This is a genomic window from Nocardia sp. NPDC004260, assembly GCF_053603155.1.
On the sequence record NZ_JBSGEZ010000034.1, the window covers coordinates 1 to 25219 of the forward strand.

22 protein-coding genes are annotated in these 25219 nt (G+C 70.2%); 12 read left to right on the top strand and 10 right to left on the bottom strand.

Annotation, left to right across the window (positions count from 1 at the left end; genetic code table 11):
* Positions 1 to 226: 226 nt before the first annotated feature.
* Complete coding sequence (dxs, locus tag ACWEO7_RS20510; RefSeq protein ID WP_452425294.1) at positions 227 to 2122, top strand: 1-deoxy-D-xylulose-5-phosphate synthase; 1896 nt, start codon at positions 227 to 229, stop codon at positions 2120 to 2122.
* A 34-nt stretch (positions 2123 to 2156) separates the two neighbouring features.
* Here the strand turns inward: dxs and ACWEO7_RS20515 are convergent, their stop codons facing one another.
* Positions 2157 to 3395 (bottom strand): HRDC domain-containing protein, encoded by a 1239-nt coding sequence (locus ACWEO7_RS20515; protein WP_452425296.1) that lies wholly within the window; start codon positions 3393 to 3395, stop codon positions 2157 to 2159.
* 138 nt (positions 3396 to 3533) lie between these two features.
* Positions 3534 to 4172: a DUF3000 domain-containing protein gene (locus ACWEO7_RS20520; RefSeq protein ID WP_084823786.1), complete on the bottom strand. Its 639-nt coding sequence runs from the start codon at positions 4170 to 4172 to the stop codon at positions 3534 to 3536.
* A 132-nt stretch (positions 4173 to 4304) separates the two neighbouring features.
* Here ACWEO7_RS20520 and hemE point away from each other — a divergent pair, with 132 nt between their 5' ends.
* From hemE to hemQ, 4 genes are all read left to right on the top strand, one after another.
* A complete protein-coding gene (gene hemE, locus ACWEO7_RS20525) occupies positions 4305 to 5360 on the top strand; it encodes a uroporphyrinogen decarboxylase (RefSeq protein ID WP_452425298.1) in 1056 nt (351 codons plus the stop codon).
* 324 nt (positions 5361 to 5684) lie between these two features.
* Positions 5685 to 7046, top strand: coding sequence for a protoporphyrinogen oxidase (locus ACWEO7_RS20530; RefSeq protein ID WP_452425300.1), 1362 nt, complete (start codon positions 5685 to 5687; stop codon positions 7044 to 7046).
* Positions 7047 to 7134: 88 nt separating this feature from the next.
* The gene (locus ACWEO7_RS20535) at positions 7135 to 7299 is read left to right on the top strand and encodes a hypothetical protein (RefSeq protein WP_452425302.1); all 165 of its coding nucleotides are present in this window, start codon (positions 7135 to 7137) and stop codon (positions 7297 to 7299) included.
* A 4-nt stretch (positions 7300 to 7303) separates the two neighbouring features.
* The gene (hemQ, locus tag ACWEO7_RS20540) at positions 7304 to 7999 is read left to right on the top strand and encodes a hydrogen peroxide-dependent heme synthase (protein WP_452425303.1); all 696 of its coding nucleotides are present in this window, start codon (positions 7304 to 7306) and stop codon (positions 7997 to 7999) included.
* 97 nt (positions 8000 to 8096) lie between these two features.
* Here hemQ and msrB read toward each other — a convergent pair whose 3' ends face one another.
* From msrB to ACWEO7_RS20560, 4 genes are all read right to left on the bottom strand, one after another.
* The gene (gene msrB / locus ACWEO7_RS20545; RefSeq protein ID WP_450021905.1) at positions 8097 to 8540 is read right to left on the bottom strand and encodes a peptide-methionine (R)-S-oxide reductase MsrB; all 444 of its coding nucleotides are present in this window, start codon (positions 8538 to 8540) and stop codon (positions 8097 to 8099) included.
* On the bottom strand, positions 8537 to 9871 hold the full coding sequence (locus ACWEO7_RS20550) for a glycosyltransferase family 87 protein (protein ID WP_452425304.1): 1335 nt from the start codon (positions 9869 to 9871) through the stop codon (positions 8537 to 8539). The genes msrB and ACWEO7_RS20550 overlap by 4 nt, the downstream gene beginning before the upstream one ends.
* Positions 9872 to 9953: 82 nt before the next feature.
* On the bottom strand, positions 9954 to 11510 hold the full coding sequence (locus ACWEO7_RS20555) for an alpha/beta hydrolase (RefSeq protein WP_452425306.1): 1557 nt from the start codon (positions 11508 to 11510) through the stop codon (positions 9954 to 9956).
* 31 nt (positions 11511 to 11541) lie between these two features.
* Positions 11542 to 12321, bottom strand: coding sequence for a pyrimidine reductase family protein (locus tag ACWEO7_RS20560; RefSeq protein ID WP_452425308.1), 780 nt, complete (start codon positions 12319 to 12321; stop codon positions 11542 to 11544).
* A 17-nt stretch (positions 12322 to 12338) separates the two neighbouring features.
* Between ACWEO7_RS20560 and zapE the strand changes: the two genes are divergently transcribed.
* The 3 genes from zapE to ACWEO7_RS20575 all read left to right on the top strand — a co-directional run bounded on the left by zapE (position 12339) and on the right by ACWEO7_RS20575 (position 15033).
* The gene (gene zapE, locus ACWEO7_RS20565) at positions 12339 to 13355 is read left to right on the top strand and encodes a cell division protein ZapE (protein ID WP_450021913.1); all 1017 of its coding nucleotides are present in this window, start codon (positions 12339 to 12341) and stop codon (positions 13353 to 13355) included.
* Between the two features lie 74 nt (positions 13356 to 13429).
* A complete protein-coding gene (locus ACWEO7_RS20570) occupies positions 13430 to 14212 on the top strand; it encodes a tyrosine-protein phosphatase (RefSeq protein ID WP_452425309.1) in 783 nt (260 codons plus the stop codon).
* 68 nt (positions 14213 to 14280) lie between these two features.
* Positions 14281 to 15033 carry an alpha/beta fold hydrolase gene (locus tag ACWEO7_RS20575; protein WP_452425311.1) on the top strand — a complete coding sequence of 251 codons (753 nt, stop codon included), beginning with the start codon at positions 14281 to 14283 and terminating at the stop codon, positions 15031 to 15033.
* Positions 15034 to 15040: 7 nt separating this feature from the next.
* Here ACWEO7_RS20575 and ACWEO7_RS20580 read toward each other — a convergent pair whose 3' ends face one another.
* Both ACWEO7_RS20580 and ACWEO7_RS20585 read right to left on the bottom strand, forming a co-directional pair.
* Positions 15041 to 15583, bottom strand: coding sequence for a GNAT family N-acetyltransferase (locus ACWEO7_RS20580; protein ID WP_452425312.1), 543 nt, complete (start codon positions 15581 to 15583; stop codon positions 15041 to 15043).
* Positions 15584 to 15679: 96 nt separating this feature from the next.
* Positions 15680 to 16906: an MFS transporter gene (locus ACWEO7_RS20585; protein WP_452425314.1), complete on the bottom strand. Its 1227-nt coding sequence runs from the start codon at positions 16904 to 16906 to the stop codon at positions 15680 to 15682.
* Between the two features lie 166 nt (positions 16907 to 17072).
* Here ACWEO7_RS20585 and ACWEO7_RS20590 point away from each other — a divergent pair, with 166 nt between their 5' ends.
* The 3 genes from ACWEO7_RS20590 (at position 17073) to ACWEO7_RS20600 (ending at position 21313) form a co-directional block, all read left to right on the top strand.
* On the top strand, positions 17073 to 18305 hold the full coding sequence (locus ACWEO7_RS20590) for a cytochrome P450 family protein (RefSeq protein ID WP_452425316.1): 1233 nt from the start codon (positions 17073 to 17075) through the stop codon (positions 18303 to 18305).
* A 58-nt stretch (positions 18306 to 18363) separates the two neighbouring features.
* Positions 18364 to 19923, top strand: coding sequence for a flavin-containing monooxygenase (locus ACWEO7_RS20595; protein ID WP_452425318.1), 1560 nt, complete (start codon positions 18364 to 18366; stop codon positions 19921 to 19923).
* Between the two features lie 418 nt (positions 19924 to 20341).
* Complete coding sequence (locus ACWEO7_RS20600; RefSeq protein ID WP_452425320.1) at positions 20342 to 21313, top strand: LysR family transcriptional regulator; 972 nt, start codon at positions 20342 to 20344, stop codon at positions 21311 to 21313.
* Here the strand turns inward: ACWEO7_RS20600 and ACWEO7_RS20605 are convergent.
* Positions 21280 to 22326 carry a hypothetical protein gene (locus tag ACWEO7_RS20605; RefSeq protein ID WP_452425322.1) on the bottom strand — a complete coding sequence of 349 codons (1047 nt, stop codon included), beginning with the start codon at positions 22324 to 22326 and terminating at the stop codon, positions 21280 to 21282. The genes ACWEO7_RS20600 and ACWEO7_RS20605 overlap by 34 nt on opposite strands.
* Before the next feature lie 537 nt (positions 22327 to 22863).
* Between ACWEO7_RS20605 and ACWEO7_RS20610 the strand changes: the two genes are divergently transcribed.
* Positions 22864 to 23808 carry a hypothetical protein gene (locus tag ACWEO7_RS20610; protein ID WP_450021928.1) on the top strand — a complete coding sequence of 315 codons (945 nt, stop codon included), beginning with the start codon at positions 22864 to 22866 and terminating at the stop codon, positions 23806 to 23808.
* Here ACWEO7_RS20610 and ACWEO7_RS20615 read toward each other — a convergent pair.
* A complete protein-coding gene (locus ACWEO7_RS20615; protein WP_452425324.1) occupies positions 23774 to 25003 on the bottom strand; it encodes a sigma factor-like helix-turn-helix DNA-binding protein in 1230 nt (409 codons plus the stop codon). The two genes, ACWEO7_RS20610 and ACWEO7_RS20615, sit on opposite strands and share 35 nt — an antisense overlap.
* Positions 25004 to 25219: the final 216 nt, after the last annotated feature.

Below are 25219 nucleotides of genomic sequence, written 5' to 3' on the forward strand. Positions count from 1 at the left end.
CTTTCTGTCGCAAGGAGACATGATCAACCAAGGGCTTCACCCATGATCACCCGGGGTATTGAAAACCCAGCCCAGAGGTTAAAACTCAAGCTAGGCCGGGTACCGTATGTCGAGGCTCACATTTCGACGCCATGTCGGTTGGTGTGACCGTTCTCGTGCGGGAGCACCGGCCGCCGCTCCGTAGACTGATCGGATCAGATGCGCTATCCGGAGGGAGCTAGTTCAGGTGGGAGTGCTTTCCCGGGTCGACACGCCCGATGATCTGCGCAGGCTGACCGTGCCGCAGGTGCGCGAGCTGGCGGAGGAGGTCCGCGAGTTCCTGGTGCGCAAAGTCGCCGCGACCGGCGGGCACCTCGGCCCGAACCTCGGTGTGGTCGAACTCACCATCGCCCTGCACCGGATCTTCGACTCGCCGGCCGACCCGTTGATCTTCGACACCGGCCACCAAGCCTACGTGCACAAGATCCTGACCGGGCGCAAAGACCAGTTCGACTCGCTGCGCAAACAGGGCGGCCTGTCCGGCTACCCGAGCCGGGCCGAGAGCGCGCACGACTGGGTGGAGTCCTCGCACGCCTCGGCGGCGCTGTCCTACGCGGACGGCCTGGCGAAGGCGTTCGCGCTGAGCGGGCAGGACCGGCACGTGGTCGCGATCGTCGGCGACGGCGCGCTCACCGGCGGCATGTGCTGGGAGGCGCTGAACAACATCGCCGCATCCGACCGTCCGGTGGTCGTCGTGGTGAACGACAACGGCCGCTCCTACGCGCCCACCATCGGCGGTCTGGCCGAGCGGCTGACCGCGCTACGCACCCAGCCCGCCTACGAGCACGCCCTGGACGCGGGCAAGCGCATCCTCAAGAGCATCCCCAGGGTGGGCGAATCGGCGTACTCGATGGTGCACGCGGTGAAGGCGGGCATCAAGGACGCGGTCAGCCCCCAGGAACTGTTCAGCGACCTCGGCCTGAAGTACGTCGGTCCGGTGGACGGCCACGACGTCGTCGCGCTCGAGGCCGCGCTGCGCCGGGCCAAGGACTTCGGCGGCCCCGTCGTGGTGCACGCGGTGACGCAGAAGGGCCGCGGCTACGCGCCCGCCGAGAACCATGTCGCCGACCAGATGCACGCCTGCGATCCCATCGACCCGCTCACCGGCGTCCCGGTCGGGGGTCCGAAGGCGCGCGGATGGACCTCGGTGTTCTCCGAGGAGCTGATCGCGCAGGCCGAGCGCCGCGCCGACATCGTCGCCATCACCGCGGCGATGCCGGGCCCGACCGGACTGGCGGCGTTCGGGGAGCGCTTCCCGGACCGGATGTTCGACGTCGGCATCGCCGAACAGCACGCCATGGCCTCCGCCGCGGGCCTCGCGCTCGGCGGCATGCACCCGGTGGTGGCGATCTACTCGACCTTCCTCAATCGCGCCTTCGACCAACTGCTGATGGACGTGGCGCTGCTGAAGCAGCCGGTCACCGTGGTACTGGACCGCGCGGGCATCACCGGCTCCGACGGCGCCAGCCACAACGGCATGTGGGATCTGTCGGTCCTCGGGATCATCCCCGGCATCCGGGTCGCCGCCCCGCGCGACGCCGCGACGCTGCGAGAGGAACTGGCCGAGGCGCTGGCCGTCAACGACGGACCGACCGCGCTGCGTTTCCCGAAAGGCAGTGTCGCCGAGGACGTCTCCGCGGTCGAACGGCTGGACGGCATCGACGTGCTGCGGATGGCCGAGCCGGACGGTGGATCGGTGCAGGCGGTGCACGGCGACGTGCTGCTCGTCGCGGTGGGCTCGTTCGCGGGCACAGCGCTGGAGGCGGCGAATCTGCTGGATTCCGAAGGCGTCTCGGTCACCGTCATCGACCCGCGCTGGGTGCTGCCGGTCTCCGACGCGCTGCTGAAACTCGCGGAGAACTACCGGCTCGTGGTCACGCTGGAAGACGGTGGCCTGCACGGCGGCATCGGTTCCACGGTGTCGGCCCGGCTGCGCAACTCCGGGCTGGACATCCCGACCCGCGATCTCGGTGTGCCGCAACAGTTCCTGGACCATGCCTCGCGCGGTGAGGTCCACGCCGAACTCGGCCTCACCGGCCCCGACATCGCCCGCCGGATCAGCGGGTGGCTGGCCGCTCGCTGACGCCGGAGCCACGGGCGAGCCGACGGAGCGGGCGCTAGTCCGACGGCGGCAACGCCGCGGCCAGTCGCGGGACGTCGAGTTCCCGCTGCCACGGCCGGGCGCCGCCGGACTTCAGGAATCCGTCGACGGCGGAGGGCTCCACCACCTCGTAGTCGGGCAGTCCGTCCCAGCACAGGCGGCGAACCAGGTCCGGCGCGAGCAGGTTCTCCACCGGGATCGCGTGCTGCGCCGACAGGTCGGCCATGGCGGCTCGTGCCCGGGTCAGGCGCGCCGCCGCGGCCGGGTCGCGGCGCTCCCAGCGGTTGACCGGCGGCGGGCCGTCGAACGGCTGGGTGAGCGGCGGGAGGTCGCTGTCGGGCAACGTACGGCCGCGCTCGATCGCGGCGAGCCATTCGCGGGAGTACCGGCGCTGGCGCGGACCGCCGAACACCGGCAAGGTGCGCAACTGCGCGATGGACCTGGGTTCCGCGGCCGCCGCGGCGATGATCGCGGCGTCCGGGAGGATGCGGGCGGGCGCCACGTCGCGGGCACGGGCCAGCGCGTCCCTCGCGGTCCACAGCTCGCGCACCACCGCCAGTTGCCTGGTGCGGCGCAAGGTGTGGATGCCCGAGGTACGCCGCCACCGCTCGGCCTTCGGCGCGGGCGGGTCCAAGGTGCGAATGTGCTCGAATTCCTGTATCGCCCAATCCGTTTTGCCCTGCGCATCGAGAGCGTCGGCCACGGCGTCGCGCAGTTCGAGCAGCAGTTCCACGTCCAGGGCGGCGTAGTTCAGCCAGTCGGCGGGCAGCGGCCGGGTGGACCAGTCGGCCGCCCCGTGCCCCTTGCGCAGCGCGTGGCCCAACAGCCGCTCCACCATCGCGGCGAGCCCGACGCGCTCGAAACCAGCCAGACGTCCGCCGAGTTCGGTGTCGAACAGCCGGGCCGGGCGCAGACCCAGTTCGGCCAGGCCGGGAAGATCCTGGTCCGCGGAGTGCAGGACCCACTCCAGCCCGTTGATCGCGTCGGCCAGCGGGCCGAGGGCTTCGGTGACCGGGATCGGGTCGATGAGGAACGTGCCCGCGCCCGCACGGCGCAGCTGGATCAGATAGGCGCGCGCCGAATAGCGGAACCCGGAGGCGCGCTCGGCGTCCACGGCCAGCGGGCCGGTGCCCGCGACCAGCCGGGCGGCGGCTGCGCTGATCTCGGCGGCGGTGTCCAGTACCGGTGGCACGCCCGCCACCGGCGCGAGCAGCGGCGTCGCGGCCGAGGGTTCGGATTCGTCTGGTACGGACATGGTGTTGAACTTTACGTGCCGACGCCACGGCGCCGCCGTCCTATCGGCGCATAAGTGTGTCGGCGAATCGGGCGCGATGTGCCCCGCACCCCGGGCGAGGGGGCTCCGGCGCAGGTCACGGCACGCCGACAGGCGTGCTCAGGGGTGATCGCCGGACAGGCCGGGCCGGATCTGCAGCTGGGTCACCCCGGCCGGCGGCAACCCCGCCGCGTAGGCCAGTACCTCGCAGAACGCCTCCAGATGCGGGCGCATATCGGTGGTGACCGGCGTCCACGACGCGCGTATCTCCAGCTGATGGGCGCGCGGCGGGCCGGCGATGTCCCCGTAGCGCACCGAGCTGGTCGAGGTCACCGTGCCGCCGAGCGCGGTGAACGGCTCGGTGCGCGACTCCAGCGCGTCCACCAGCCAGCTCCACGCCACCTCGGGCAGCAAAGGATCGGTGGCGAGCGCGGCGTCGATGTCGGCCTGGATGTAGGCGACCAGACGCAAGGTGCCGTGCCAGGTGTCGTCGCCGTCCGGATCGTGCAGCAGGATCAGCCTGCCGAACGCGTCGCCTTCGGAATCGGCCGGTACGACAGGGGTTTCCGGATGAGCGACCTCCGCGCCGATGGCGTAGGAGAACGGTGCGAGTCGTTGCGGGGGCCGGATGGGCGCGAGCTCGATCCGAGGGTGCACGGTAGCGGTGCCCATCGCCTCGACCGCGGCGCGAAACTGAGCTGGCTCGCCATGAGGTCCTTCGGTCGGTGCGGCGCCGTCGCGGAAGTCGAGCGGTGTCACGAAAGCTGACGGTAGACCTTGTGCACCCGGCGCAGTCGGAGGCGCGCCGCTACGGGCCATGCGGCGTCCGTGCGGTCATCGCTGCCGCCTCCGCGTCCGCCCCTCCCATCGGGCCCGCATACGATAGCCGTGATGAGCACTCATACCCGCCGCCGGTTGACCGATGCCCCGTTCCTGGCCGCTGCTACCGGCGCGACGCCCAGCAGGCGTCCGGTGTGGTTCATGCGCCAGGCCGGACGCTCGCTGCCCGAGTACCGCGGGGTGCGGGCGGGCATCGGGATGCTCGAATCCTGCTTCGATCCCGAGCTGGTGTGCGAGATCACCTTGCAGCCGATTCGCAGGCACCGCGTCGACGCCGCGATCCTGTTCTCCGACATCGTCGTTCCGCTGAAGGCGGCGGGGATCGACCTGGACATCGTGCCGGGCGTGGGGCCGGTGGTCGCCGCGCCGGTGCGGACGGTCGACGACGTGCGCGGGCTGCCCCGGCTGCGCCCCGAGGAGGTCGGGGCGGTGACCGACGGCGTGCGCCTGCTGGTCGACGCGCTGGGGGAGACGCCGCTGATCGGGTTCGCGGGCGCGCCGTTCACCCTCGCCTCCTACCTGGTCGAGGGCGGTCCGAGCAAGAACCACGAGCGCACCAAGGCGATGATGTACGCCGATCCGCGGACCTGGCACGAGCTGCTGGGCGTGCTCACCGACATCACCATCGCGTTCCTGCAGGCGCAGTTGGCGGCGGGCGTCGACGCGGTGCAATTGTTCGACTCCTGGGCGGGCGCCCTCTCGCTGGCCGACTACCGCAATTTCGTGCTCCCGCATTCGGAGCGGGTGTTCGCGGAGATCGCCGAGGCGGGCGTGCCGCGCATCCACTTCGGTGTGGGGACCGGCGAACTGCTCGGCGCCATGAGCGAGGCGGGCGCCGACGTGGTCGGCGTCGATTGGCGGGTACCGCTCACCGAGGCCGTCCGCCGCGTCGGGCCCGGAAAAGCGTTGCAGGGCAACCTCGATCCCGCCGTGCTGTTCGCCGGACCGGAAGCGATCGAGGAGCAGGCCCGGCGGATCGCGCGCGAAGCGGACGAGGCGATCACCCTCGGCGCCGCGGGGCACATCTTCAACCTGGGCCACGGGGTGCTGCCGGACACCGATCCGGGCGTGCTGACCGCCTTGGTGGAACTCGTCCACGAGCTGTAGCGCGGGCGAACGCGGGTAGGCCGCCACGGCGTCGAGCGCCGCGGTGCGGCGGCTGCGTCGAGCGCTGAGTCCGGATCCGCCCGCTGTCGTCGCGGCGCCCGTGTCGGGCGTACCCGGCCGCCAGGCCGACCCGCGTACCCACGCGCCGATGCCCGGCATCCATCCGCGAGCGGTCGAGGCGGTTCAGGTTCCCATCTGCCGAGTCGAGTCCGGCCGACAACCGTATCCGTCATCGCCGCGGACATCGTGGACACAGTGTGTTCCGAGTCATCCGGGCGCCTACCGTTGGACGGCCGCCGTCGCGGTACGCGATACGGTCGAGGCATGCGTATCGCGGTGGTCGGCGGTGGGATCAGCGGGCTGGTGGCCGCGTATCGGTTGCGGATGTCGCTCGGGCCGGATGCCGACGTACTCGTGCTCGATCGCGCCGAACGGGTCGGCGGCATCCTCTACACGGGCGAACTGGGCGGGGAGCCACTGGATCTCGGCGCGGAGGCGTTCGTCGGGCGACGGCCGGAGGTACCCGCGCTGCTGCGGGAACTCGGGCTCGAGTCGCAACTGGTGACCCCAGCGGGTCTGCGGCCGTTGGTGTGGTCCGCCGGCATCGCGCACCCGCTGCCGGAGGGCACCTTGATGGGTGTCCCGGCGAACGCGGAGTCGATGCGCGGGCTGGTCGACGCCGAGACACTGGCACGCATCGCCGCCGAACCCGACCGGCCGCTGGACTGGGAGCCCGGCTCCGACACCGACGTCTACCGACTGGTCGCCGACCGCTTCGGCGCGCAGGTCGCCGAGCGCACCGTGGACCCGCTGCTCGGCGGCGTGTACGCGGGCAGCTCCCGCTCCATCGGTGTCCGCGCCGCGCTGCCCACGCTCGCCGCCGCGCTGGACGACGGCGCGCCCAGTCTCACCGCCGCCGTCGGCGCCGCCCTGCCGCCGCCCTCGAACGCGCCGGTCTTCGGTGGCATCCGGGACGGCTACCGGGTGCTGCTCGAGGCGCTCGCCGAACGTTCCGGGGCGCGGTTCGTCACCACGACGCCGGGCACGCGTCTGGCCAGAGGGCTGCGCGGTTGGGTGGTCGACCCGATCGGCGCCGTCGACGCGGTGGTGCTCGCCACCCCGGCGCCGGTGACCGCGCGACTGCTGACCGCCGTCGCCCCGGTCGCCGCCGCGGAACTGTCCGGTGTCGAACTCTCCTCGTCGGTGGTGGTCGCGCTGGCGCTGCCCCGCGAGACCGCCCTGCCACAGAACTCCGGCATCCTGGTGGCCACCGGAGAGCCGCTGCGGGCCAAAGCCTTCACCCTGTCCAGCCGCAAATGGACACATCTCGCACAACGTGAAACGGCGCTCGTCCGTGTCTCTTTCGGCAAGTTCGGCGACGACTCCCCACTGTCCTGGCCCGACGCCGAACTCGTCGCCGCCGCCACCGCGGACCTGGCTACCGTCACCGGGGTCGCGATCGAGCCCGTCGAGGCCGTCGTACAGCGCTGGCCGGGTGGCCTCGCCCAGTACGCGCCCGGCCATCCGGCCCGCATCGCGGCCGTCGAAGCCGAGGTCGCGGCGCTGGACGGGCTGGCGGTGGCGGGCGCGTACCTGCACGGCGTCGGCGTGCCCGCGTGCGTCGCCTCCGGCGCGGCCGCCGCACAGCGCATCGCGGCGGAGGTCGGTGCGGGCACCGTACGCTGACCGTCGGGTGTCGCGGTCTTCACCAACAGGCCTAGGTCGAGATCTGCTACGAGGAACCGACTCCCGGCACGGCCGGGCCGATCTCTCGGTGCTGAACGTGCCCGAGGACGCCGACATATACCTCTGCGGTCCATCCGGGTTCCTGGGCGATATGCAACGCCAGTTGCTCGCCCTCGGCATCCCGGACGCCCACGTGCACATCGAGCAGTTCACGCCCGGCGACGCGGGCGCTCCAGAGCGAGTGGCACGATAGTGCTATGGCGCGACTCGACTATCAGGCTCTCAACTCCACCATCCGCTACCTGATGTTCTCGGTCTTCCAGGTGCAGCCCGGAGTGCTGGGCGAGGACCGGGAGGCGGCGACCAAGGAGGCCAAGGCGTTCTTCGACGGCCTGGCCGACCGCGACGTCGTGGTCCGCGGCATCTACGACGTGGCCGGGATGCGCGCCGACGCCGATTTCATGATCTGGACCCACGCCGAACGCGTCGAGGACCTGCAAGCCGCGTACGCCGACTTCCGCCGCACCACCGAGCTGGGACGGGCCAGTGCACCGGTCTGGAGCAACGCGGCGCTGCACCGCCCCGCCGAGTTCAACAAGAGCCACATCCCGGCCTTCCTGGCCGGCGAGGAGGCAGGCGCCTACATCTGCGTGTACCCGTTCGTCCGGTCCTACGAGTGGTACCTGCTGCCCGACGCGGAGCGCCGCCGGATGCTGGCCGAACACGGCAAGGCCGCGCGTGGCTACCCGGACGTGCGGGCGAACACCGTCAGTTCGTTCGCGCTCGGCGACTACGAGTGGATCCTGGCCTTCGAGGCGCCCGAATTGCACCGGATCGTCGATCTGATGCGTGACCTGCGCGCCACCGACGCCCGGCGGCACGTGCGCGAAGAGATCCCGTTCTTCACCGGCCCCCGCGTGGAGATCGAGCAGCTGATCGCCGCTCTGCCCTGACGCGCCCTGCCCCGGTGCAGGCAAACGCTTGCCCGAAGTTTTCGGGGCATGCGCCGAGCGCCGGGGCTTCGTACGCTGCCCGTGAGCGTCGGGCTGGTTACTCCGCTGCGCTGTCCGAGGGGTGCAGTCGCAGGGCGATGGAGTTGATGCAGTAGCGCTTGTCGGTGGGCGTGTTGTACCCCTCGCCCTCGAACACGTGGCCGAGGTGGCTGTGGCAGTTCGCGCACAGCACTTCGACCCGATGCATGCCGAGCGAGTCGTCCGACCGGAGAATCACCGCGTCGGACGCGGCCGGATCGAAGAAGGACGGCCAGCCGCAGTGCGAGTCGAACTTCTCGGTGCTGCGGAACAGCTCGGTGCCGCAGGCCCGGCACACGTAGATGCCTTCGGTTTTGGTGTCGGTGTACTCGCCGGTGAACGGCCGCTCGGTGGCCGCCTCGCGCAGCACCGAGTACTCCTCGGGGTTCAGCTTCGACCGCCATTCCTGCGGCGAGAGCTGGATCCGCGGCGCGGGCAGGGACGTGTCGGCTTCGGAACTCATGGCTCCACGCTAATACGATTCTGCTCCGCGGGGGCCGAACCGTTTTGTGGCCTGTGGGTTTCCGCCGGGAGAGCCGCGGCGACCGGCGGCTGCGGCTGTTCGCCGCGCGGGTCCGGGGCGGAACTCATCCACGCGGGATCGATGCCGAACGGCAGTCTGCCTGCCCGCCGCGCGGCCAGATAGCGGTCGCCGAGCACGCAGAACACGACGATGAGCAGCAGGCCCCAGCCGAAGGTGATGCGCAGGTACTCCAGGTTGCGGCCGATGTGCTGCCAGCGGTCCGATAGCCACTTGTCGTAGCTCATGAACCCGAAGATCGCCAGCCAGGCCGGCCAGTTGCGCAGCACCGAGTTGCGCAGCACGACGGTCATCAGGAAGGGGAACAGCATCATCGAGTAGTACATCTGCCCCAGCGAGCTGAGCAGGAACGAGGCCGTCAGCAGCACGCCGGAGGAGGTGCAGACGAAGAACAGTTCGTCCTCGCGGTAGTAGCGGTACAGCAGCCACAGCGAGATCAGCACGAGCACGCCGAGCGCCACGCGCATGCCCCAGGTCAGCCACGGCGGCAGTCCGTAGTACTCGCCGTTGCCGACGATGGCGCTGTTGAAGTAGTCGCGGGATTCGAAGAGGTAGGGCGCGGTGCGGGTGATGAACTTCTCCGGATCCTTCACCAGCGGCCAGGCGATCGCGGTCAGCGCCAGCGGCACGCCGAGCGCCGTCACGAACACTTTCCACTGCCCGCGCGCGAGCGCGATCAACAGCAACGGAGCCAGGGTCGGTTTGACCGCGATACTCAATCCGAGGGCGGCGCCCGCCCAGAGGTCGCGCCGCTTCAGCAGCAGGTGGATGAAGATCAGTTCCGCCAGCAGCACGCAGCCGTTGACGTTGGTGAACACCAGCGTGTTGATCACGGTCTCGGAGGAGAACATCGCCAGCAGCAGCGCGGGCGCGGCGACCGAATTCAGGGTGTACCGGAACAGCCGCAGCAGCAGGTACCAGGCGATGAGAATCGCGATCGCGTTGAGGGCGATGAACAGCCAGCGCGACTTCTCGTAGTCGATGGCGGCGATCGGCGCGATCAGCAGGGTGCCGCTGGGCGGGTACAGGTAGTGCGGGTCCACCGAGTCGAAATTCGCGGTGTAGACCGGCCGCCCGTTCAGGAAGTCGAACGACGCCTGGTAGACAGGCCTGTAGTCGTCGGTGATGAAGCCGTTGACAGCCTTGATGAAAACCCGGTTCAGCACGGTCATGACCGCCAGGGGCCAGAGCGCGAACTTGATCACCTCGGCGGTGGTGCGAGCGGTCCTGGGCTCGAGCTGTCGAAGGAACACTGGGGCACGGTACACCGGATGGGTTACCGGCGGTTGGCCGGACCTGTCGGACGCGCCGCTCGAACGGCTCCCCACGCCCGGGCTACGCCGGGCAGGCGGTGCCATCCGCGGGAAGTTTGCCGTCCTTCAAATAGTCGAGCACCGCCCGCTGCGCGCAGCCGGAATGCGTGGACACCGGATGCCCGAAGCCCTGCCAGGACAGCGCCGCGTGCCGGGCGCCCGCCGCGCCTATCGCGCCGGTCACCGAGGACTGACCGCCGTTACCGACCACCGGATCGGCCACCCCGCCCAGCACGAACACCGGAATACCCAGCTTTTCGGGCAGCGGAGGCGCGGTCGACACCGGCCAGGCAGCGCACTCCATCAGGCCGATGGCCGCCGCTTTGCCGAAAACCGGATACTTGCCCGCCCATGAGCCCGCGAGTTCGTTCGCCTTGGCCGGTGTCGGCGGCAGCTGTGTGTCGGTGCAGCGGTTGACGAACTGGCCGTCGCTCGCGGTGGCAGCGGCCTCCTGCCTGATCAGGTTGCTCAGCGGCCCGCGGTCGCCGCGTCCGGCCGCGGCCAGCGTGTCGGACAGCTCGGTGACCCGAGTGGCCTGGTCGGCGCGCGGGCTGCCGAGGAAGCCCGACACCGCGGTCAGCAACGCGTTCGCCGAGATGTCGCCGAGTTCGCCGCCCGCGGCACGGTTCACCAGATCGGTGACCGCGGCGCGCGGATCGGCCCCGAGTGAGCAGCCGACGCCGACGCAGCGCTGCGCGAAGGCCGTCAGCGCCGCCTCGGCACCCTGCACCGCCTGTTCGGCGCGGGTCACGGCGTCGGTGCCGACCGGTTCCGGGGAGTCGAGCACCAGCCGGGCGACGTGATCGCCGTACTTGCGGGCGTAGCTGAGCGCGACCTTCGCGCCGTTGCCCGTGCCCAGCAGCGCGATGTGGTCCACCTGCCATTGCCTGCGCAACTGCTCGATGTCGTCGGCGGCGTGCGGCGCGTCGAAGGTGCCTTCGTAGGGCTGCAGGAAGTCGCGGCAGGCGATGGTGCCGTCCTGGCTCAACTTCGTCATGCGCGCCACCGGGTCGCTTGCGCCGGGACCGGACTGGGCGTTGTCGGCCAGGCCACGGCGGATCTCCGTGGGCAGGCAATCGATCGGCTGCGAGCCGCCGATGCCGCGCCGGTCCACCGCGACGATCGGGCGGGCGGCCAGCAGCGCGGAGGCGGGGCCCGCGGCCAACCCGGCCAGGGTGGCGGAGGAGGAGCGATCCGAGCCCGAGGTGAGTACCAGCGGCGGCGCGTCGGCCGGGGTCTGCGCCAGCCTGGCCCGCAACGCGGCCGCGCGGAAACTGCCCAGCACCGTGCCCGTCGAGTCGATCGGGGTGGCGTACTCGGCGCAGTCGAGCACCAACCCGGCGGGCGCGGGGCCGAGTCCGAACTGATCCAAGGTGGGCTGGGTGCACTCGCGCCAGCTGAGGTCGGTTCTGGGCAGCTCGGCCCTGGGCGGAGGAGCGGGCGCGGCGGAGGTGGTCGCGGTGCCCGCGACCGGCGGGCGCTGCACCGCGACACCGGGACGATCCGACGGTCCCGCGCCGCAACCGGCGGTCACGATCGAGAGGGTGGCGGCAAGCACGGCGGCCCGAGTCCAGCGCATTGCTACAGCCTGCCAGGTTCGGACGGTTCTTTCATCGACGGGCCCACCGGGTGAGCATGGTGCCGTCGTCGTCCAGCAACACGTGCGCGCGCGTCATGCGGACGCGGAATTCGTGCGCCGACAGCGAGATTCGCCGCGCCGCGCCGCCGACCAGCAGCGGCGCGGTGGTCAGGCACAGCTCGTCGACCACATCCGCCTCCAGCAGTTCGCCGAACAGATGCGGGCCGCCTTCGGTGAGTACCCGCAGCAGGCCGCGCTCGGCGAGCACCCGCAGCAAGCCGCTGGGCGTCACCGCGATGCCACCCGCTTCGATCACCTCGGCGCCCGCGTCCGCCAGCCGCTGCTTGCGGTCGGCGGGCGCGGTGGACGTCGTGATGATCAGCGGCGGCACCTGGGTATCGGTGAGCAGGCGCGCGCCGGGGTCGATCGCCGCGCTCGCCGTGACGACCGCGATCGGCGGCGGTGCGCCGTCGGGATGCCCGCCGATGCCGCGCTCGTGGAACGCGCGGCGGCGCGCCGGGTCGGTGCGCGCCCCGCCGTAGTTCTCCGCGCGCGCCGTGCCCGCGCCGACCACGATCACCTCCGCCAGTTCACGCAGCAACATGAACACCGTTCGGTCGGCCGGGGTGCCCAGCCCTTCGGTCAGGTTGCCGCTGGTGGCGGCGCCGTCGATGCTGGAGACGAAATTGGCGCGGACCCAAGGCGCGTCGAGCGCGGCGGGGAAGGCGTACATCTGCGCGAGGTCGTCCGGGCCGAGTGCTGTGAGCTGGATCGCATTCTGGCTACGCTGCATGAAATCAGATCTCACCACGTCTTTAGGCTTCGTCCATGCAAGAACGCCTCGTCGATCGTCACCCGGAGGTCCCGGCCGATCAGCTCGTCGCCCAAATGGTGCCGCCGCCCATGTTCGACGAGGTGAGCTTCGCCTCCTACATTCCCGATCCGAAGGAACCGAGCCAGGCGGCCGCGGTCGGCAAGGCCGAGGAGTTCGCCGGGCAGGTCGCCAAGATCAGCAAGGCCGCGGGCAAGAAGAGCCTCTTCGGTAAGAAGAAGCAGGTCAGCGGCGCCGGCCTGTACCTGGACGGCGGATTCGGCGTCGGCAAGACCCACCTGCTGGCCTCGATCTTCCACAGCTCGCCCGCGCCCAAGTCGTTCGGTACGTTCGGCGAGCTGACCAATCTGGTCGGCGCGCTCGGCTTCGCCAATGCCCTCGAGCGGCTCTCGGGCAACAGCGTGCTGTGCATCGACGAATTCGAGCTCGACGATCCCGGCGACACGATGCTGGTCTCGCGCCTGCTGACCGAACTGTCCGCGGCCGGTGTCTCGATCGCGGCCACGTCGAACACCTTGCCGGGGCAGCTCGGTGAAGGCCGTTTCGCCGCACAGGATTTCATGCGCGAGATCAAGAAGCTGGGCGCCATCTTCGAGGCGGTACGCGTGGACGGGCCGGACTACCGCCACCGCGATCTGCCGCCCGCGCCGGAGCCCACCGCCGCCGCGGTCCTGGCCGAACGGGCGGCGCGCACACCGGGTTCCACGCTCGACGAGTTCGACGCGCTGCTGAAGCACCTCAGCACCCTGCATCCGTCGAAGTACGGCGCGCTGATCTCCGGGGTGTCGTCGGTGTTCGTCTCCGGTGTGCATCCCGTCACCGATCAGGCCGTGGCGCTGCGCATCGTGGTGCTGGCCGACCGGCTCTACGACGCGAGCGTGCCGGTGACGGTGTCCGGCGCGAAACTGGACGAAATCTTTTCCGCCGAGATGCTGGAGGGCGGCTACCGCAAGAAGTACCTGCGCGCCATCTCCCGCTTGCTCGCACTGTCGCGGTTCGAGGTGGCGGCCTAGCGCTGCGTGCCCGGCCTCGGCGGTCGGCGAGAGAACGGGGCAGATCCCACAGATCCGATGATTGGAGCAGCCGAATGGCCACTCGTTTCCGCGCCCCGGTCGCGATGGCGGCCGGCCTGGCGGTCGCCTTCGGGCCGGTAGCCGCCATCGCGCAGGCCGACCCGCCTGCGGCCGTCGTCGCCGATCCCTCCCTGCACCTGCAAGGGGTGCAGAACGCGCGGGACATCGGCGGGTATCGCACCACCGACGGCCGGATCGTGCGCACCGGTCTGGTGTATCGGACCGGGCAGCTGAACAACGCGACGCCGGAGGATCTGGCCGCGCTGACCGGCCGCCGCGTGCGCTCCGTGCACGACCTGCGCACGGTCTACGAGCGCGCGCTCGGTCCGGACCGGCTGCCCGCGGGCGCGACGGCGCACTGGGCCGACGTGATCGGCCAGGCTCCACCGGAGGTCATCGCCACCACGCTCACCGGAGGCGACGGCCTGTATCGCGCGTTCATCACCGCGCCCGGCGCGAACGAGGCGTTCGCTTCGGTGCTGCGCGATCTCATCGGCGCCGACGGCGCGGTGTTGTTCCACTGCACCGCGGGCAAGGACCGCACCGGCTGGACGGCGGCCGTGCTGCTCACGCTGCTCGGCGTCGATCGTGCCACGGTCACCGAGGACTATCTGCTGTCCAACCGATTCCGCAACGCGAGCGAAAAAGACCCGCTCAACGGCGTTCAGGGAGCCTGGCTCGACGCCGCCTTCGACGAGGTGGATCGAACCTACGGAAGTTTCGACGACTATGTCCGGGACGGCCTGGGACTCACCGGCGGCGAGATCGCGGCCTTGCGGGACCGACTGCTGGGCTGAGCGCGGCCTTCGGCCCGATACGTCCGCTTCGGCAGTTTCGGTGGCGTGCCGTGCACTACGATCCCGGCATGGCGAAGTTTGAGACATGGGACGGCCTGGAACTCAATTACCGGGTGTGGGAGGGCGAGGGCATCCCGGTCGTGCTGCAGCACGGAGTGGTCGCGGATACCAACGCGAACTGGATGAGCACCGGTGTGGTCGCCGCACTGCAGTCCGCCGGGCACACCGTGGTGTCCCTGGACGCGCGCGGTCACGGCCGTTCCGGCAAGCCGCACGACGCGGCGCGGTACTCGTGGCAGGCGATGGCGCGTGACGTACGCGCCCTCTACGACGAACTCGAATTCGAGGAGGTCGCGCAGGTCGGGTACTCGATGGGCGGGGTGATCTCGCTGATGGTGGCCGCGACCGACCGGCGGGTGCGGCGGCTGGCCGTCGGCGGTATCGGGTCGGGTGTGCTGGACTGCGGTGGCGTCGATCGCCGCGTGATCGACCTGCCGGATCTGCAGGCCGCGATGACCGGAGACGGCGCGGACGCGTCGCCGACCGCGAAGATGTTCCGGGTGCTCGCCGACGCGGTGCAGGCCGACGTGCAAGCCATCCACGCGGTGGCGACGGGTCTGGACGATCGTCCCATCGAGACGCTGGCGGACATCACCATGCCCGCGCTGGTGCTGGCGGGCGAGGGCGACCCCTTCGCCGCCGAACCGGAGCGACTCGCCGACGCCCTGCCGAACGGTGAACTGGCCGTGGTGCCCGGCGATCACCTGATGGCGGTGCTGGACCCCGCGTTCCACACCGCACTCGTCGATTTCCTGCGCTGAGGCGGGATCAGAAGACCAGCCGCAGCACGTAGTCGTGATGCACCTGGGTGCCGATGGTGAACGTCCTGGTGCCGGCCTCGGTGAAACCGTGTTTGGCGTAGAAGCGCCGAGCGCGGACGTTCTCCTGGTTGACGCACAGCCAGACGCCCGGATATCCCGCGGCACGCGCCCAGTCCAGCGCGGCGTTCATCAGCGCGGTGGACACCCCGGTGCCGTGCCAGCCGGGCAGCACGTACATCTTGCTGATCTCCACCATCATCGGGTGCGGCCCGACCGGCTCGGCCACCGCAGGGTCCGCGGGGCCGCCCGTGACCACCATCGCGTAACCGACGATGTCATCGTCCGCGACAGCCTTGAGCACGATCCGGGCCGGATCGCTCAGATATTCGCCGAACCGTTCGTCCGACAGGACCTCGCCGACGAACACCGCGATGTCGTCGGGCGTCGCCTCGGGCGGGCACGCCAGTGGAAAAGTCGCGGCGGCAACATCACTGAGCGCTTCCGCGTCCCACAGCCCGGCCCGGTCGACGATGACGGGGATGTTGTGCATGGCTACATCAGAGCATACGGATTTAAGAGAATGTCATTTCCAGTGGGACTTCTTCCTGGCGCATCCGCTGGAAGGTCCGCTGCACCGCTGATCGCACTACCCGGTGGCAGGTCCGAGTTCGGTGGGCTGGTCGAGCGTCCGCGAAGGAGGCGCGCTCGCGACCCGATCGGAGCGGAAGACGCGGGAGAGCCCGATCAGGGCCACGGCGAACAGCAGCGGGATCACGAATCCCACGCGGTGCCCGACGCTCGCCGCGACCGCGCCGACCAGACCGCCGCCGAGCAGTGTCCCCGCGTAGTTGAACAGGTTGAGACGCGCGATCAGTGCGTCGAGCTCCCGTCCGGTCGCGAGTTGCCCGGCCGCGCTGAAGCACAGCGGCGCGATCACGGGCAGCCCGGCGCCCGCGACGAGGAAGCCGGCGATCGCGACCGCCGGACTCGGCGCGGCCACCACGAGAGCCAGACCGAGGACTCCCGTGCCCGCGGCGGCCCGCACCACAGGGCGCGGACCGAAACGGCGCACCAGCGAATCCCCGGCGGTCCGGGAGACCAACGACGTGCCCTGATACGCGGCGAAGGCGAGCGCCGCCGTCGCCGAACCGGCGAGCAGGTCGTCGGTCAGGTACAAAGCCGACCAGTTGCCCACCGCGAGGTCGACCGCGAAGACGAACGCCATCGCGATCCCGAACCCGGCATACGCGCGCAGCGCGACGGTGGGGCCGGACGCGGCGGTCTCGATGGGACTCGTCTCCGCGTCCCGCACGCCGAGCAGTCCTCGTCCGAGCGCCCAGCCGAGCAGCAGCACGATCGCGGCGGCCGCGAGCAGCGATTCGCGCAACGTCACCTCCAGCGCCTCGCACCCGGACACGAACAATGCCCCGGCTATCGTTCCGGCGCTCCACGCGGCGTAGAACGACGACAGGATGAACGTCCCGTAGCCGTGCTGGATGAACACGGCCTGCATGTTGGTGCTCGCGTCGACGATGCCGACCGCGATCCCGTAGCAGCCGAGTGCGGCCACCAGCAGCGGCGTGTTCGGCGCGAACGCCGCCGCCGATCCGGTGACGGCCACGAGCAGCAGCCCCGTCCGCACCGCCGCTCGGCTGGACCAGCGCAGCGCCAGCCGCTCCGCGAGGACGCTGCCGCCGCCCGCCAGCAACGAGATCAGCACCACCGAGACGGCGATCACGCCGTCCGACAGCCCGAAACGCTCCTTCTGCTGCGGCAACTCGGTCAGCACGACGGCGAGGAAGAAGCCCTGTGCGCCGAACGCGAACGAGTTCGCGATCCGGGCACGCCGCAGGACGGGCGCGATCGAACTCATTGGCGCAGGGTAGCCGGACCCTGACGGCGACGCGCGCCGGGCCGGGCCGCGACAAGGGGCAACGCTGATCACAGGATGGTCCGGTCGCGCGGCCTGGCCGAGATCCGTGATCGGTGTCACCATCGAAGGGCCGCAACGATACTCGCGAATCAGGGGAACCGATCGGATGAGAGAGCTGCCCGCGGATTTCTTTCGCACGCCGCATGCCTTCTACCAGCAGTTGCGCGCTGAAGGGCCGGTGCATCAGGTCCGGTTGCGCACCGGTGTGCGCGCCTGGCTGGTGGTCGACTACGACGCCGCCAAGGAGGTGCTGCGCCATCCCGACGTCCACAAGGACCCGCACGCTCCGAAGGGCGCCCAGGCGCGGCGATCGGCCGCGGGTGGCAGCGGCGTCACGGCGGTCAACCCGCGCCTGAGCCTGCATCTGCTCAATTCCGACCCGCCGCGGCACTCGCGGCTGCGCAAACTCGTCACACCGGCGTTCGCGCCCGCGCGGATGGAGGCCCTCGCACCGCGGATCGTGGCGATCGCGGACGATCTGCTCGACGCGATCGATCGTTCGGCGGGCGCCGGTCCGGTCGACCTTCTCGCGGAGTACGCGTTCCCGCTGCCGATCACGGTGATCTGCGAACTGCTCGGCGTGCCGGTCGAGGACCGCGCGCGCTTCCGGGAGTGGTCGGCGGCCGTGGTCGACACACCCATGTCCACGCCGGAGGGCATTCGTGCCGCGACCGACGCCATCGTCGACTACTTCGACGACCTGGTCGCCCGGCGGCGCGCGGAGGGCTTGGGTGAGGATCTGATCTCACAACTGCTGCTCGCCACCGAGGAGGGGGACCGGCTCAGTCACGACGAGCTGATCTCCATGGCCTTCCTGATCCTGGTCGCGGGCCACGAGACCACGGTGAACCTGATCGGCAACTCCGTGCTGGAACTGCTCGCCGATCCCGCCCGCTACCTGGCCCTGCGCGACGACCCGGCGGGCGTCACACCGCTGATGGAGGAAACGCTGCGCCACAACGGCCCGGTCAACGTGGCGACCCTGCGTTACACCACCGCGCCGGTCCACCTGGCCGGCAGCGTCATCCCGGAAGGGGAGCTGGTGCTGGTCTCGGTGGCGTCGGCCAACCGTGACGAACGGCACTTCGCCTCGCCCGCGGCGTTCGACCCGGACCGCGGCACGAACGGGCATCTGGCCTTCGGCCACGGCATCCACTACTGCCTCGGAGCGGCGCTGGCCAGGCTGGAGGCCCGCATCGCGCTGACCCGGCTGGTGCGGCGCTATCCGCAGCTGCGGCCCGCCGTCGACGACGCGGACCTGCGGTGGCGGGAGAGCATTCTGATCCGTGGGCTGCTCGAGCTTCCTGTGGTTCCGGTGGGTACGCCCGTAGTGCGCTGAAGAGCGGATTCGGTCGACCGACTTTGCTGTGCGCCGCTGGCGACGTAATCTCTCGCGCATGACAAGCGGAAGCCGCATCGGGATCGTCGGTGCGGGTATCGCAGGTCTCGCCTGCGCGAAAGTGCTGAAACAGGCGGGTTTTCCGGTCGAGGTTTTCGACCGTGCACCCGATGTCGGTGGTGTGTGGAGCGCGACCCGGCGATACCCGGGACTGCAGACGCAGAACTCCAAGGACACATATCACTTCTCCGACTTCCCCATGCCTGCCGACTACCCGCGCGTCCTCGACGGGCAGCACATGCAGGCGTATCTGGCCGCCTACGCCGAGCACTTCGGGCTGACCGAGCACCTGCGGTTGGGCACCGAGGTGGTCGCCGCCGACCCGGTGGACAGCGGCTGGTTGCTCGAGATTCGCGATGAGAGCGGAATCCATCGCGCCTCGTGCGATCACCTGGTCATCGCCAACGGCGTTTTCAGCGAACCCGCGATGCCGGAGTACCGCGGCGCCGACTGGTTCCGCGCCGCGGGCGGGCGCTTGTGCCACTCCTCGGAGTTCACCGATCTGGAGTCGGTGCGTGGCAAGTCGGTCGTCGTGGTCGGCTACGGCAAGTCCGCCTGTGACATCGCCACCGCGGTGAGCGAGGTGGCGGCGTCCACCTCGGTGGTGGCCCGGCGGCTGTTCTGGAAGATGCCGCGCAAGCTGGCGCGGGTGATCGACTACGAGCGGCTGATGCTGACTCGCTTCGGCGAGGCGCACTTCCACTACCTACGGCCCCGCTGGATGGACCGGTTCCTGGACGGCCCCGGCGAATCGGTACGGATCAGCAACTTCGATCTGATCCAGGAACTGGTCATCAAGCACTCGCAGCTGCGTGAACTCGGTCTGGTGCCCGGCGGGCGGTTCGAGCAGATCGCCGAGAGCACCGTCAGCCTGGTGAGCGAAGGCTTCTACGAGCAGGTCGCCAACGGACGTATCACGGTGCACCGGGACACCACGATCACCGAGATGGGCGGTGGTCCGAAGGCGGCGCCCGGGATCCGGCTGTCCACCGGGCAGGTGCTGCAGGCGGACGTCGTGATCTGCGCGACCGGCTTCCAGCAGCGCGTGCCGTTCCTCACGCCGTACATCCAGCGCAGGCTGACCGATGAGCACGGCAATTTCCGCCTGCACCGTCAGATCCTCCCGTTGGAGGTCCCGAATCTGACCTTCGCCGGCTACAACTCCTCGGTGATCAGCACGCTGAACGCCGAGGTCGCCGCGCACTGGACCGCCGCGCTGCTCAACGGCAGCCTCGTCCTGCCGCCCGCCGAGAAACTCGACGAGGAGATCGACGCCCGGCTGCGCTGGATGGAGGAACGCACGCACGGTCACCACGCGCACGGCACCGCGGTCGTCCCGTTCTCCATCCAGAACATCGACGAGATGCTCGCCGACCTGAAGTTCCGCCTGCCGCTGCACACGCGCGTGGCGCAGGTGTTCCGCCGGATCAAGCCGGAGTCCTACCGGGGACTGGCCGGCCGTCGCAAGCCGGGGCCAGGGCCGGTGGCACGCCCGGCGGCGCCGATCGAGGCGGAGTTGCTTCCGTACGAGGGCGACAGCGGCCGGGTCAGCCACTAGAACATCGGGGCGGACCCGGGTAGGACCGGTCCACGCGGTCAGCGAGCTCTCCGATCGGTCCGGGCCGCGGGGTGGGCGACTGCGTGCGCACACTTGCATCGACTGCCGAACCGGCGGCCATCATGCGGCAAATCGTGCCGGGCCGTCCGATGGCCGATCGGTCTGCGGCGCTGCTTCATGGGTCCGGCGTGCTCGACGAGCACTGTCGGGCCGCCGCCCAGTCGGCCCGCGCGGGACGTATCCCCAGCTCACCGGCCAGCCGAATGCTGGCAACGGTGCCGTGCCCGCGGCGGCGGCCCGCTCGATCACGGACGGTTTCGCCTCCGCCTGTCCGGTGGAACCGCTCGGTTCGGACTCGCCGCGAGTTATCGTGCGCGCAATACCGGGGGCCGCTGTTTGCGTTGGCGATAATCCAAGGGTGGAAGCGCTGGACATGAATCTCCTCGTGGCCCTCGACGCACTGCTGGACACCAACAGCGTCACCTTGGCCGCGGAGCGCCTACACACCTCGCCGCCCGCGATGAGCCGGACGCTGGCCAGATTGCGCGACGTACTGGGCGACCCGCTGCTCGTGCGTGCCGGTCGCAACCTGGTGCCGACGCCGCGCGCACTGGAATTGCGTTACGAGGTCAGCACGCTGGTCGAGCAGGGACGCGCACTGCTGACGCCGCGCGACGACCTCGACCCGGCCGCGCTGCGCCGGACGTTCGCGATACAGGCGGGCGACATGGTGCTCACCGAACTGGCCGGGCCCCTGCTGTCCGCGGTGCGCGCCCGAGCGCCGGGCGTGACGCTGCGCTTCCTGCCCGACAGCGCCGAGAGTACCGGGGCCTTGCGGGACGGACGCGTCGACCTGGAGGTCGGCGTGATAGACCACACCGACCCGGAGACCACTGTGCGCAGAGTGCTCACCGACCGGGTGATCGGAGTCGCCGCCACCGACCATCCGCTGGTCACCGATCGCGTCACCGTCGCCGCGTACGCCGCCGCGCCGCACCTGAGCATTTCGCGCACCGGCCGTTCGCACGGCCCGATCGACGACCGCCTCGCCCTGCACGGCCGCACCCGGCGGGTGGTGGCCACCGTGCCCACGCTGACCAGCGCGCTGTTCGCGGTGCGCGGCAGCGACCTGGTCTGCCCCGCGCCCGCCTTGCTGAGCGCCGCCACCCTACCCGCGATCGGATTGAGCGCGTTCGAGATACCTCTGCCGTTGCCCGAAGTCGCCATCGGGATGGCGTGGCATCCGCGCAACACCGCCGACGGGGGGCATCGCTGGCTGCGCGATCTCGTCCAGCAGATCCTGTTGCGTTCGTACGCGGCGGCGCGTCCGCCGAAGCGGCGTCGCGTCAAGGCCCTTCAGGACATCGGGGGCGGGCTGGATAGCCGGTAGTCGGCCGGTCGGCGCTGCGCGTCGGTGCGGTCGGACTGATAGCCATTCGTCGTCGAATCGCCCGGCGCCGGCCCGAAGAGGTCGGAGCGGCCAAGCGGAGCCGCCGCCGTGCGCTTGAGTTCGTCCAGCATGGCTTGCAGCTTGTCCACGTGCGTGTTCTCGACCGGGGTGCGGTCGTCGTCGCCGGCGCGGTGCGCTCCGGTGAGTCCCACGCCCGGGGTGCCGGGGGCTGTGCCGTTCTCCGAGCCGTTGTGCGTCGTGCTGGGGGCGGACGCGACGATGCTCTCGTAAGCGGCGTTCTCACCGGGGGAGTACGAGGTGGCGGGTTCGCGCGAGGCGGTGAACGCCTCCTGCTGTCCCGTGCTCGGGTCGCGCGGTGCCGGCGCGGTGAAAGGCGATGCGGGCTCCCGTTGGACCGGAGTGGTGAAAGCGGGCTCACGGGACGGCGGGGCGGTGAAGCTCGCCGCCGGGTCGCGGGGCGCGGTGAAGTTCTGCCCGGACGTGGCGTTCGAATCGAGGGCGGTCGGCGTGGGCTCGCGCGGCGGTGTGAAGCTCGTCTGCGCAGCGGAACTCGGTTCGACCGCCGCGTGCACCGGCTCTCGCGGCGTGCGCTGCGGTCGCGCGCCGTTCGTGGCACCGGCCGGCTCACGGGAATCGCTCTTCTGCGCAGTGGGTTCGGCGCCGCCGTGCTGCGGCGCGCGCGCGTTCGATGGTCCCGCGGCTGCCCGGGGTAGCGGGCGTTGCGCAGTTCGTCGGTCCTCCTGCGCTGGGTCGTCACCGGATTCCAGGCGCTCCACCCTGGCATCGAGACTCGAGATGTCCTGTCCGGCACGGAAAGCCCACGCCTCGAGTTCGGCCAACCGCCCCTCGACGGTCGGTTCGCTCACCACGGTCTGCGCACCGTCGATCCGGGCCGCCACCGCGTCGAGCTTCTCGCTGACCTCTCGGAGAGCCGACGCGATACTCGCCAACATCGCGCCGACCGACTCGCCGGTCTGCTGACCGTGCTCCATCCAGTACCCACTTCCCCGTATCGGCCCAGCTCGCACTCGGCCGGACGATTCTATCCGCCCAGTTGGACATCCGCGGCTCGCGAAAGATTCGGCGGTGCACCGCCGATTCAAGACCTGATCGAAGCAGCCTAGGCCCCCGGAATCAGCCCCCTGCAGGCGGATTATGCGGCGAGCCGGTTTGTCCGGAAACGGTGATCGGTCATTATCCGCCCGAATCGCGTCCTGCGCGAGTTCACGCCCAGGGTGGCCGCGCGAAGGGCGTGCCGGTTGCCGAGGGGCCAGGGTTGTGAGCGGCCGGGCGCGTCGTGGGATGGCGGCAACTGTCAATTCAGCGTTCCCGCAGTGGCCGATGCCGTCCCGTGGCATGATGAAAGCCCTTGTGCCGCAGAGTGCAACGCTGATCTCGTCGCCAGGCCATGTGTGTGGCACACCCGGGCGCGGGGTGAACGGGACTGGCGAGGTAGCCGAGTCTGACGCACTCTTGATCTATGGCGTAGGTCGCCGGGCCTGCGGTGGTTTGTGCAGGGGAGTGGTCGCGTGAGAACGAAGCAGCGGGCGGAGATCGCCTGCGGGCGCCGAGCGATGCTCGCCGAGTTGGGTATCGGAGAGGCTTCCGGCCGTACCCGTGGATCGAAGACCGGTTACGCCTGCGGGTGCCCGGAATGTGCCGCCGCCCAGTGGGATATGCGGCGGCTCAAATACTGGTTGTGCGGCAGGCTGCTCGCCTACGGAGCCGACGAGGCCGAAGTGGATCAGCGCATCGGGACATTGCCGGTGGACGTGTACTGGCGCAAGGGCGACCGGATATACGCGATCGAGGTGCGCAGCGGTCCGCTGGAGCGTGGACTCGCTCAGGAGCACACCGAGCGGCTGCGCGCCGAGGGTTGTACGGACGTGTTGTGGCTGTGCCCACCCGGCTACTGGGTGCCGTACCTGCACGCCCTGGGCATCGCGGACTTCGCGCCCGCCGCCTGTGATTATCGCGCCGTCACCGGCGTGCTGGACACCGAGCACGCGATGGCGGCGCCGCGGCGTGAGCCGGTCGAGCTGCGCGAGTTCATCGAGGGCTGGGTAAGCGGCGAGTATGTCTGGGGCCATCGGGACGAGAGGACAGGAGGCTGGGCGACCGTGACCGACTGGGAGTACCACACGAAGACGCAGGCCACGGTCATCGCCCGGCAGCGCCAGGAGCTGGTCAACCAGCGCACCTCGCTGGCGGTGGCCCGGAAAGCCTTGCGCGACAAGCAGAAACATTTGCTGAAGATGACCACGCGCCTGGAGCGCGCGGAGCAGGCCGCGCAGGAACGGGCCGACGCGCTCGCCGCCGCCCAGCGCACGATCGCCGATCACGACCGGCTCGACAAGGCCCTGCGCAACACGATCGCCAAGCTCGAGGTGACCATCGGCCGCTGGCAGCTGATCACCATCTGCGCGATGCTGCTGATCGTCACTTTCCTGGCGGGGGCGATGGTGGTGCGCTGAGCCGGAACGGCGCGCGGTCCCACCGCCATTCGTGGCGCAGCACCAGCGCGAGGAAGTCCAGCAGTTCCAAGGTGGTCTTCGCGCGCACCTCGCGGAGCGCGGCCCAGTGCACGGGGCCGCGCTCGACGAGGTCGCGCAGCATCCGCTCACCAGCGGCGTCGACGGGGCGGGCGCGCAGATCCGGGACGCCGATGCGGCTGCCGGTCCATACCAGCCAGCCCCAGCCGTTGTCGTGCGCGTATGCCCGAGCGGCGGCGGATTTCACGACGTTCACGTGGAAGCCGACATGGCCCAGCGGCGTGACGTCGATCAGTACCGTGCGGCCGTCGGTGAGCCGCGCGACGATGCTCGGATAGTGCACCCGCTCCGCGCCGTCGAGTTCGTAGACGACCGCCGCGGGCTGTTCGAGAAAGGTCTCGACGAGATCGCCGGCGTTGAGGATCCGCAGCAGCCTGGCCTCCAAGCCGGAGTCGAACGGCACGTCGCGACCGACCTTGTCCAGATAGAAGCGCCCCCGGCCGTCGTCGTCGCTGTCCACGGTGCGCGCGGACGCGGTCGGGATCGCGGCCGCGGCGCCTGCGTGGGGCCAGTCGACCTGCCCCACCCAGGCATTCAGCTGACTCGTGGCGCGCGGCTCGGCGTCGTGTAGTTTCGCCAGGCGCCGGTTGGTCTTCTTCTGCCACGCCGCGATGCGCTGGGTGACGAATCCGGCGATTCGCTTGGCGTCCTCGGCGGGGTGCCCGGCCAGCCGGAGTTTGAGGTACGACAGCTCGGTCGCGGCGATATCGGTGTCGGTCGCGTACGTCTCCACCAGCAGCGCGCGTGTGAGTTGCCGGTCCATGGCGTCGAGGGGGTAGCGCGCGGACAGGACCGCGGCGGCGCGATGTCCGGAAAGCTGTGCCATCCGGATCATCTGCCCGACCGCTTTGGTGTGCAGTTGCCGCACCCGGTCGCGGGAAAGGTCGTAACGAGCGCCGATCCGGGCCAGTGTCTCGGGCTTCTCGCCACCGACTCCCAGCCGAGCTGTCAGCAGGTCGCCGTCCTTGGCCTTCCGGTCGGCGCGCAGCGCGATCAGCTCCCCGAGCACCTCGTTGACCTCTTCGAGTTCGAACGAGATGTCGTCGCGCAGGTCGAGTGACTCGGGATCGTCGTCATCCGGCGCCGCGCCTTGCGCGACCTCCGCACTGATCGTCACGCGACAACCCCCTGACTCGGCTCCGGCACTGTGCGCCACAGCGTATCCCCACCCACCGACACCCGGCCTTGTCCCGGCCAAGGGAGCACGCCGCCAGTAGGTACGGGATTGCTCACGGGTAGCCGACTATCTGTTCTCGAGCCGGACCGCGACGAATGGCCAGTGGAGGCTCGATCCGTGTGCGGGGCACAAACAAAATCAGACCCGGTGAAAACC

Excerpts from the sequence above, each read along its gene's own strand:
- ACWEO7_RS20515 (WP_452425296.1), bottom strand. The coding sequence starts at position 3,395 with ATGTCCGTACCAGACGAATCCGAACCCTCGGCCGCGACGCCGCTGCTC.
- hemE (WP_452425298.1), top strand. The coding sequence starts at position 4,305 with ATGAGCACTCATACCCGCCGCCGGTTGACCGATGCCCCGTTCCTGGCC.
- ACWEO7_RS20530 (WP_452425300.1), top strand. The coding sequence starts at position 5,685 with ATGCGTATCGCGGTGGTCGGCGGTGGGATCAGCGGGCTGGTGGCCGCG.
- hemQ (WP_452425303.1), top strand. The coding sequence starts at position 7,304 with ATGGCGCGACTCGACTATCAGGCTCTCAACTCCACCATCCGCTACCTG.
- msrB (WP_450021905.1), bottom strand. The coding sequence starts at position 8,540 with ATGAGTTCCGAAGCCGACACGTCCCTGCCCGCGCCGCGGATCCAGCTC.
- ACWEO7_RS20555 (WP_452425306.1), bottom strand. The coding sequence starts at position 11,510 with ATGCGCTGGACTCGGGCCGCCGTGCTTGCCGCCACCCTCTCGATCGTG.
- zapE (WP_450021913.1), top strand. The coding sequence starts at position 12,339 with ATGCAAGAACGCCTCGTCGATCGTCACCCGGAGGTCCCGGCCGATCAG.
- ACWEO7_RS20570 (WP_452425309.1), top strand. The coding sequence starts at position 13,430 with ATGGCCACTCGTTTCCGCGCCCCGGTCGCGATGGCGGCCGGCCTGGCG.
- ACWEO7_RS20575 (WP_452425311.1), top strand. The coding sequence starts at position 14,281 with ATGGCGAAGTTTGAGACATGGGACGGCCTGGAACTCAATTACCGGGTG.
- ACWEO7_RS20580 (WP_452425312.1), bottom strand. The coding sequence starts at position 15,583 with ATGCACAACATCCCCGTCATCGTCGACCGGGCCGGGCTGTGGGACGCG.
- ACWEO7_RS20585 (WP_452425314.1), bottom strand. The coding sequence starts at position 16,906 with ATGAGTTCGATCGCGCCCGTCCTGCGGCGTGCCCGGATCGCGAACTCG.
- ACWEO7_RS20590 (WP_452425316.1), top strand. The coding sequence starts at position 17,073 with ATGAGAGAGCTGCCCGCGGATTTCTTTCGCACGCCGCATGCCTTCTAC.
- ACWEO7_RS20595 (WP_452425318.1), top strand. The coding sequence starts at position 18,364 with ATGACAAGCGGAAGCCGCATCGGGATCGTCGGTGCGGGTATCGCAGGT.
- ACWEO7_RS20605 (WP_452425322.1), bottom strand. The coding sequence starts at position 22,326 with ATGGAGCACGGTCAGCAGACCGGCGAGTCGGTCGGCGCGATGTTGGCG.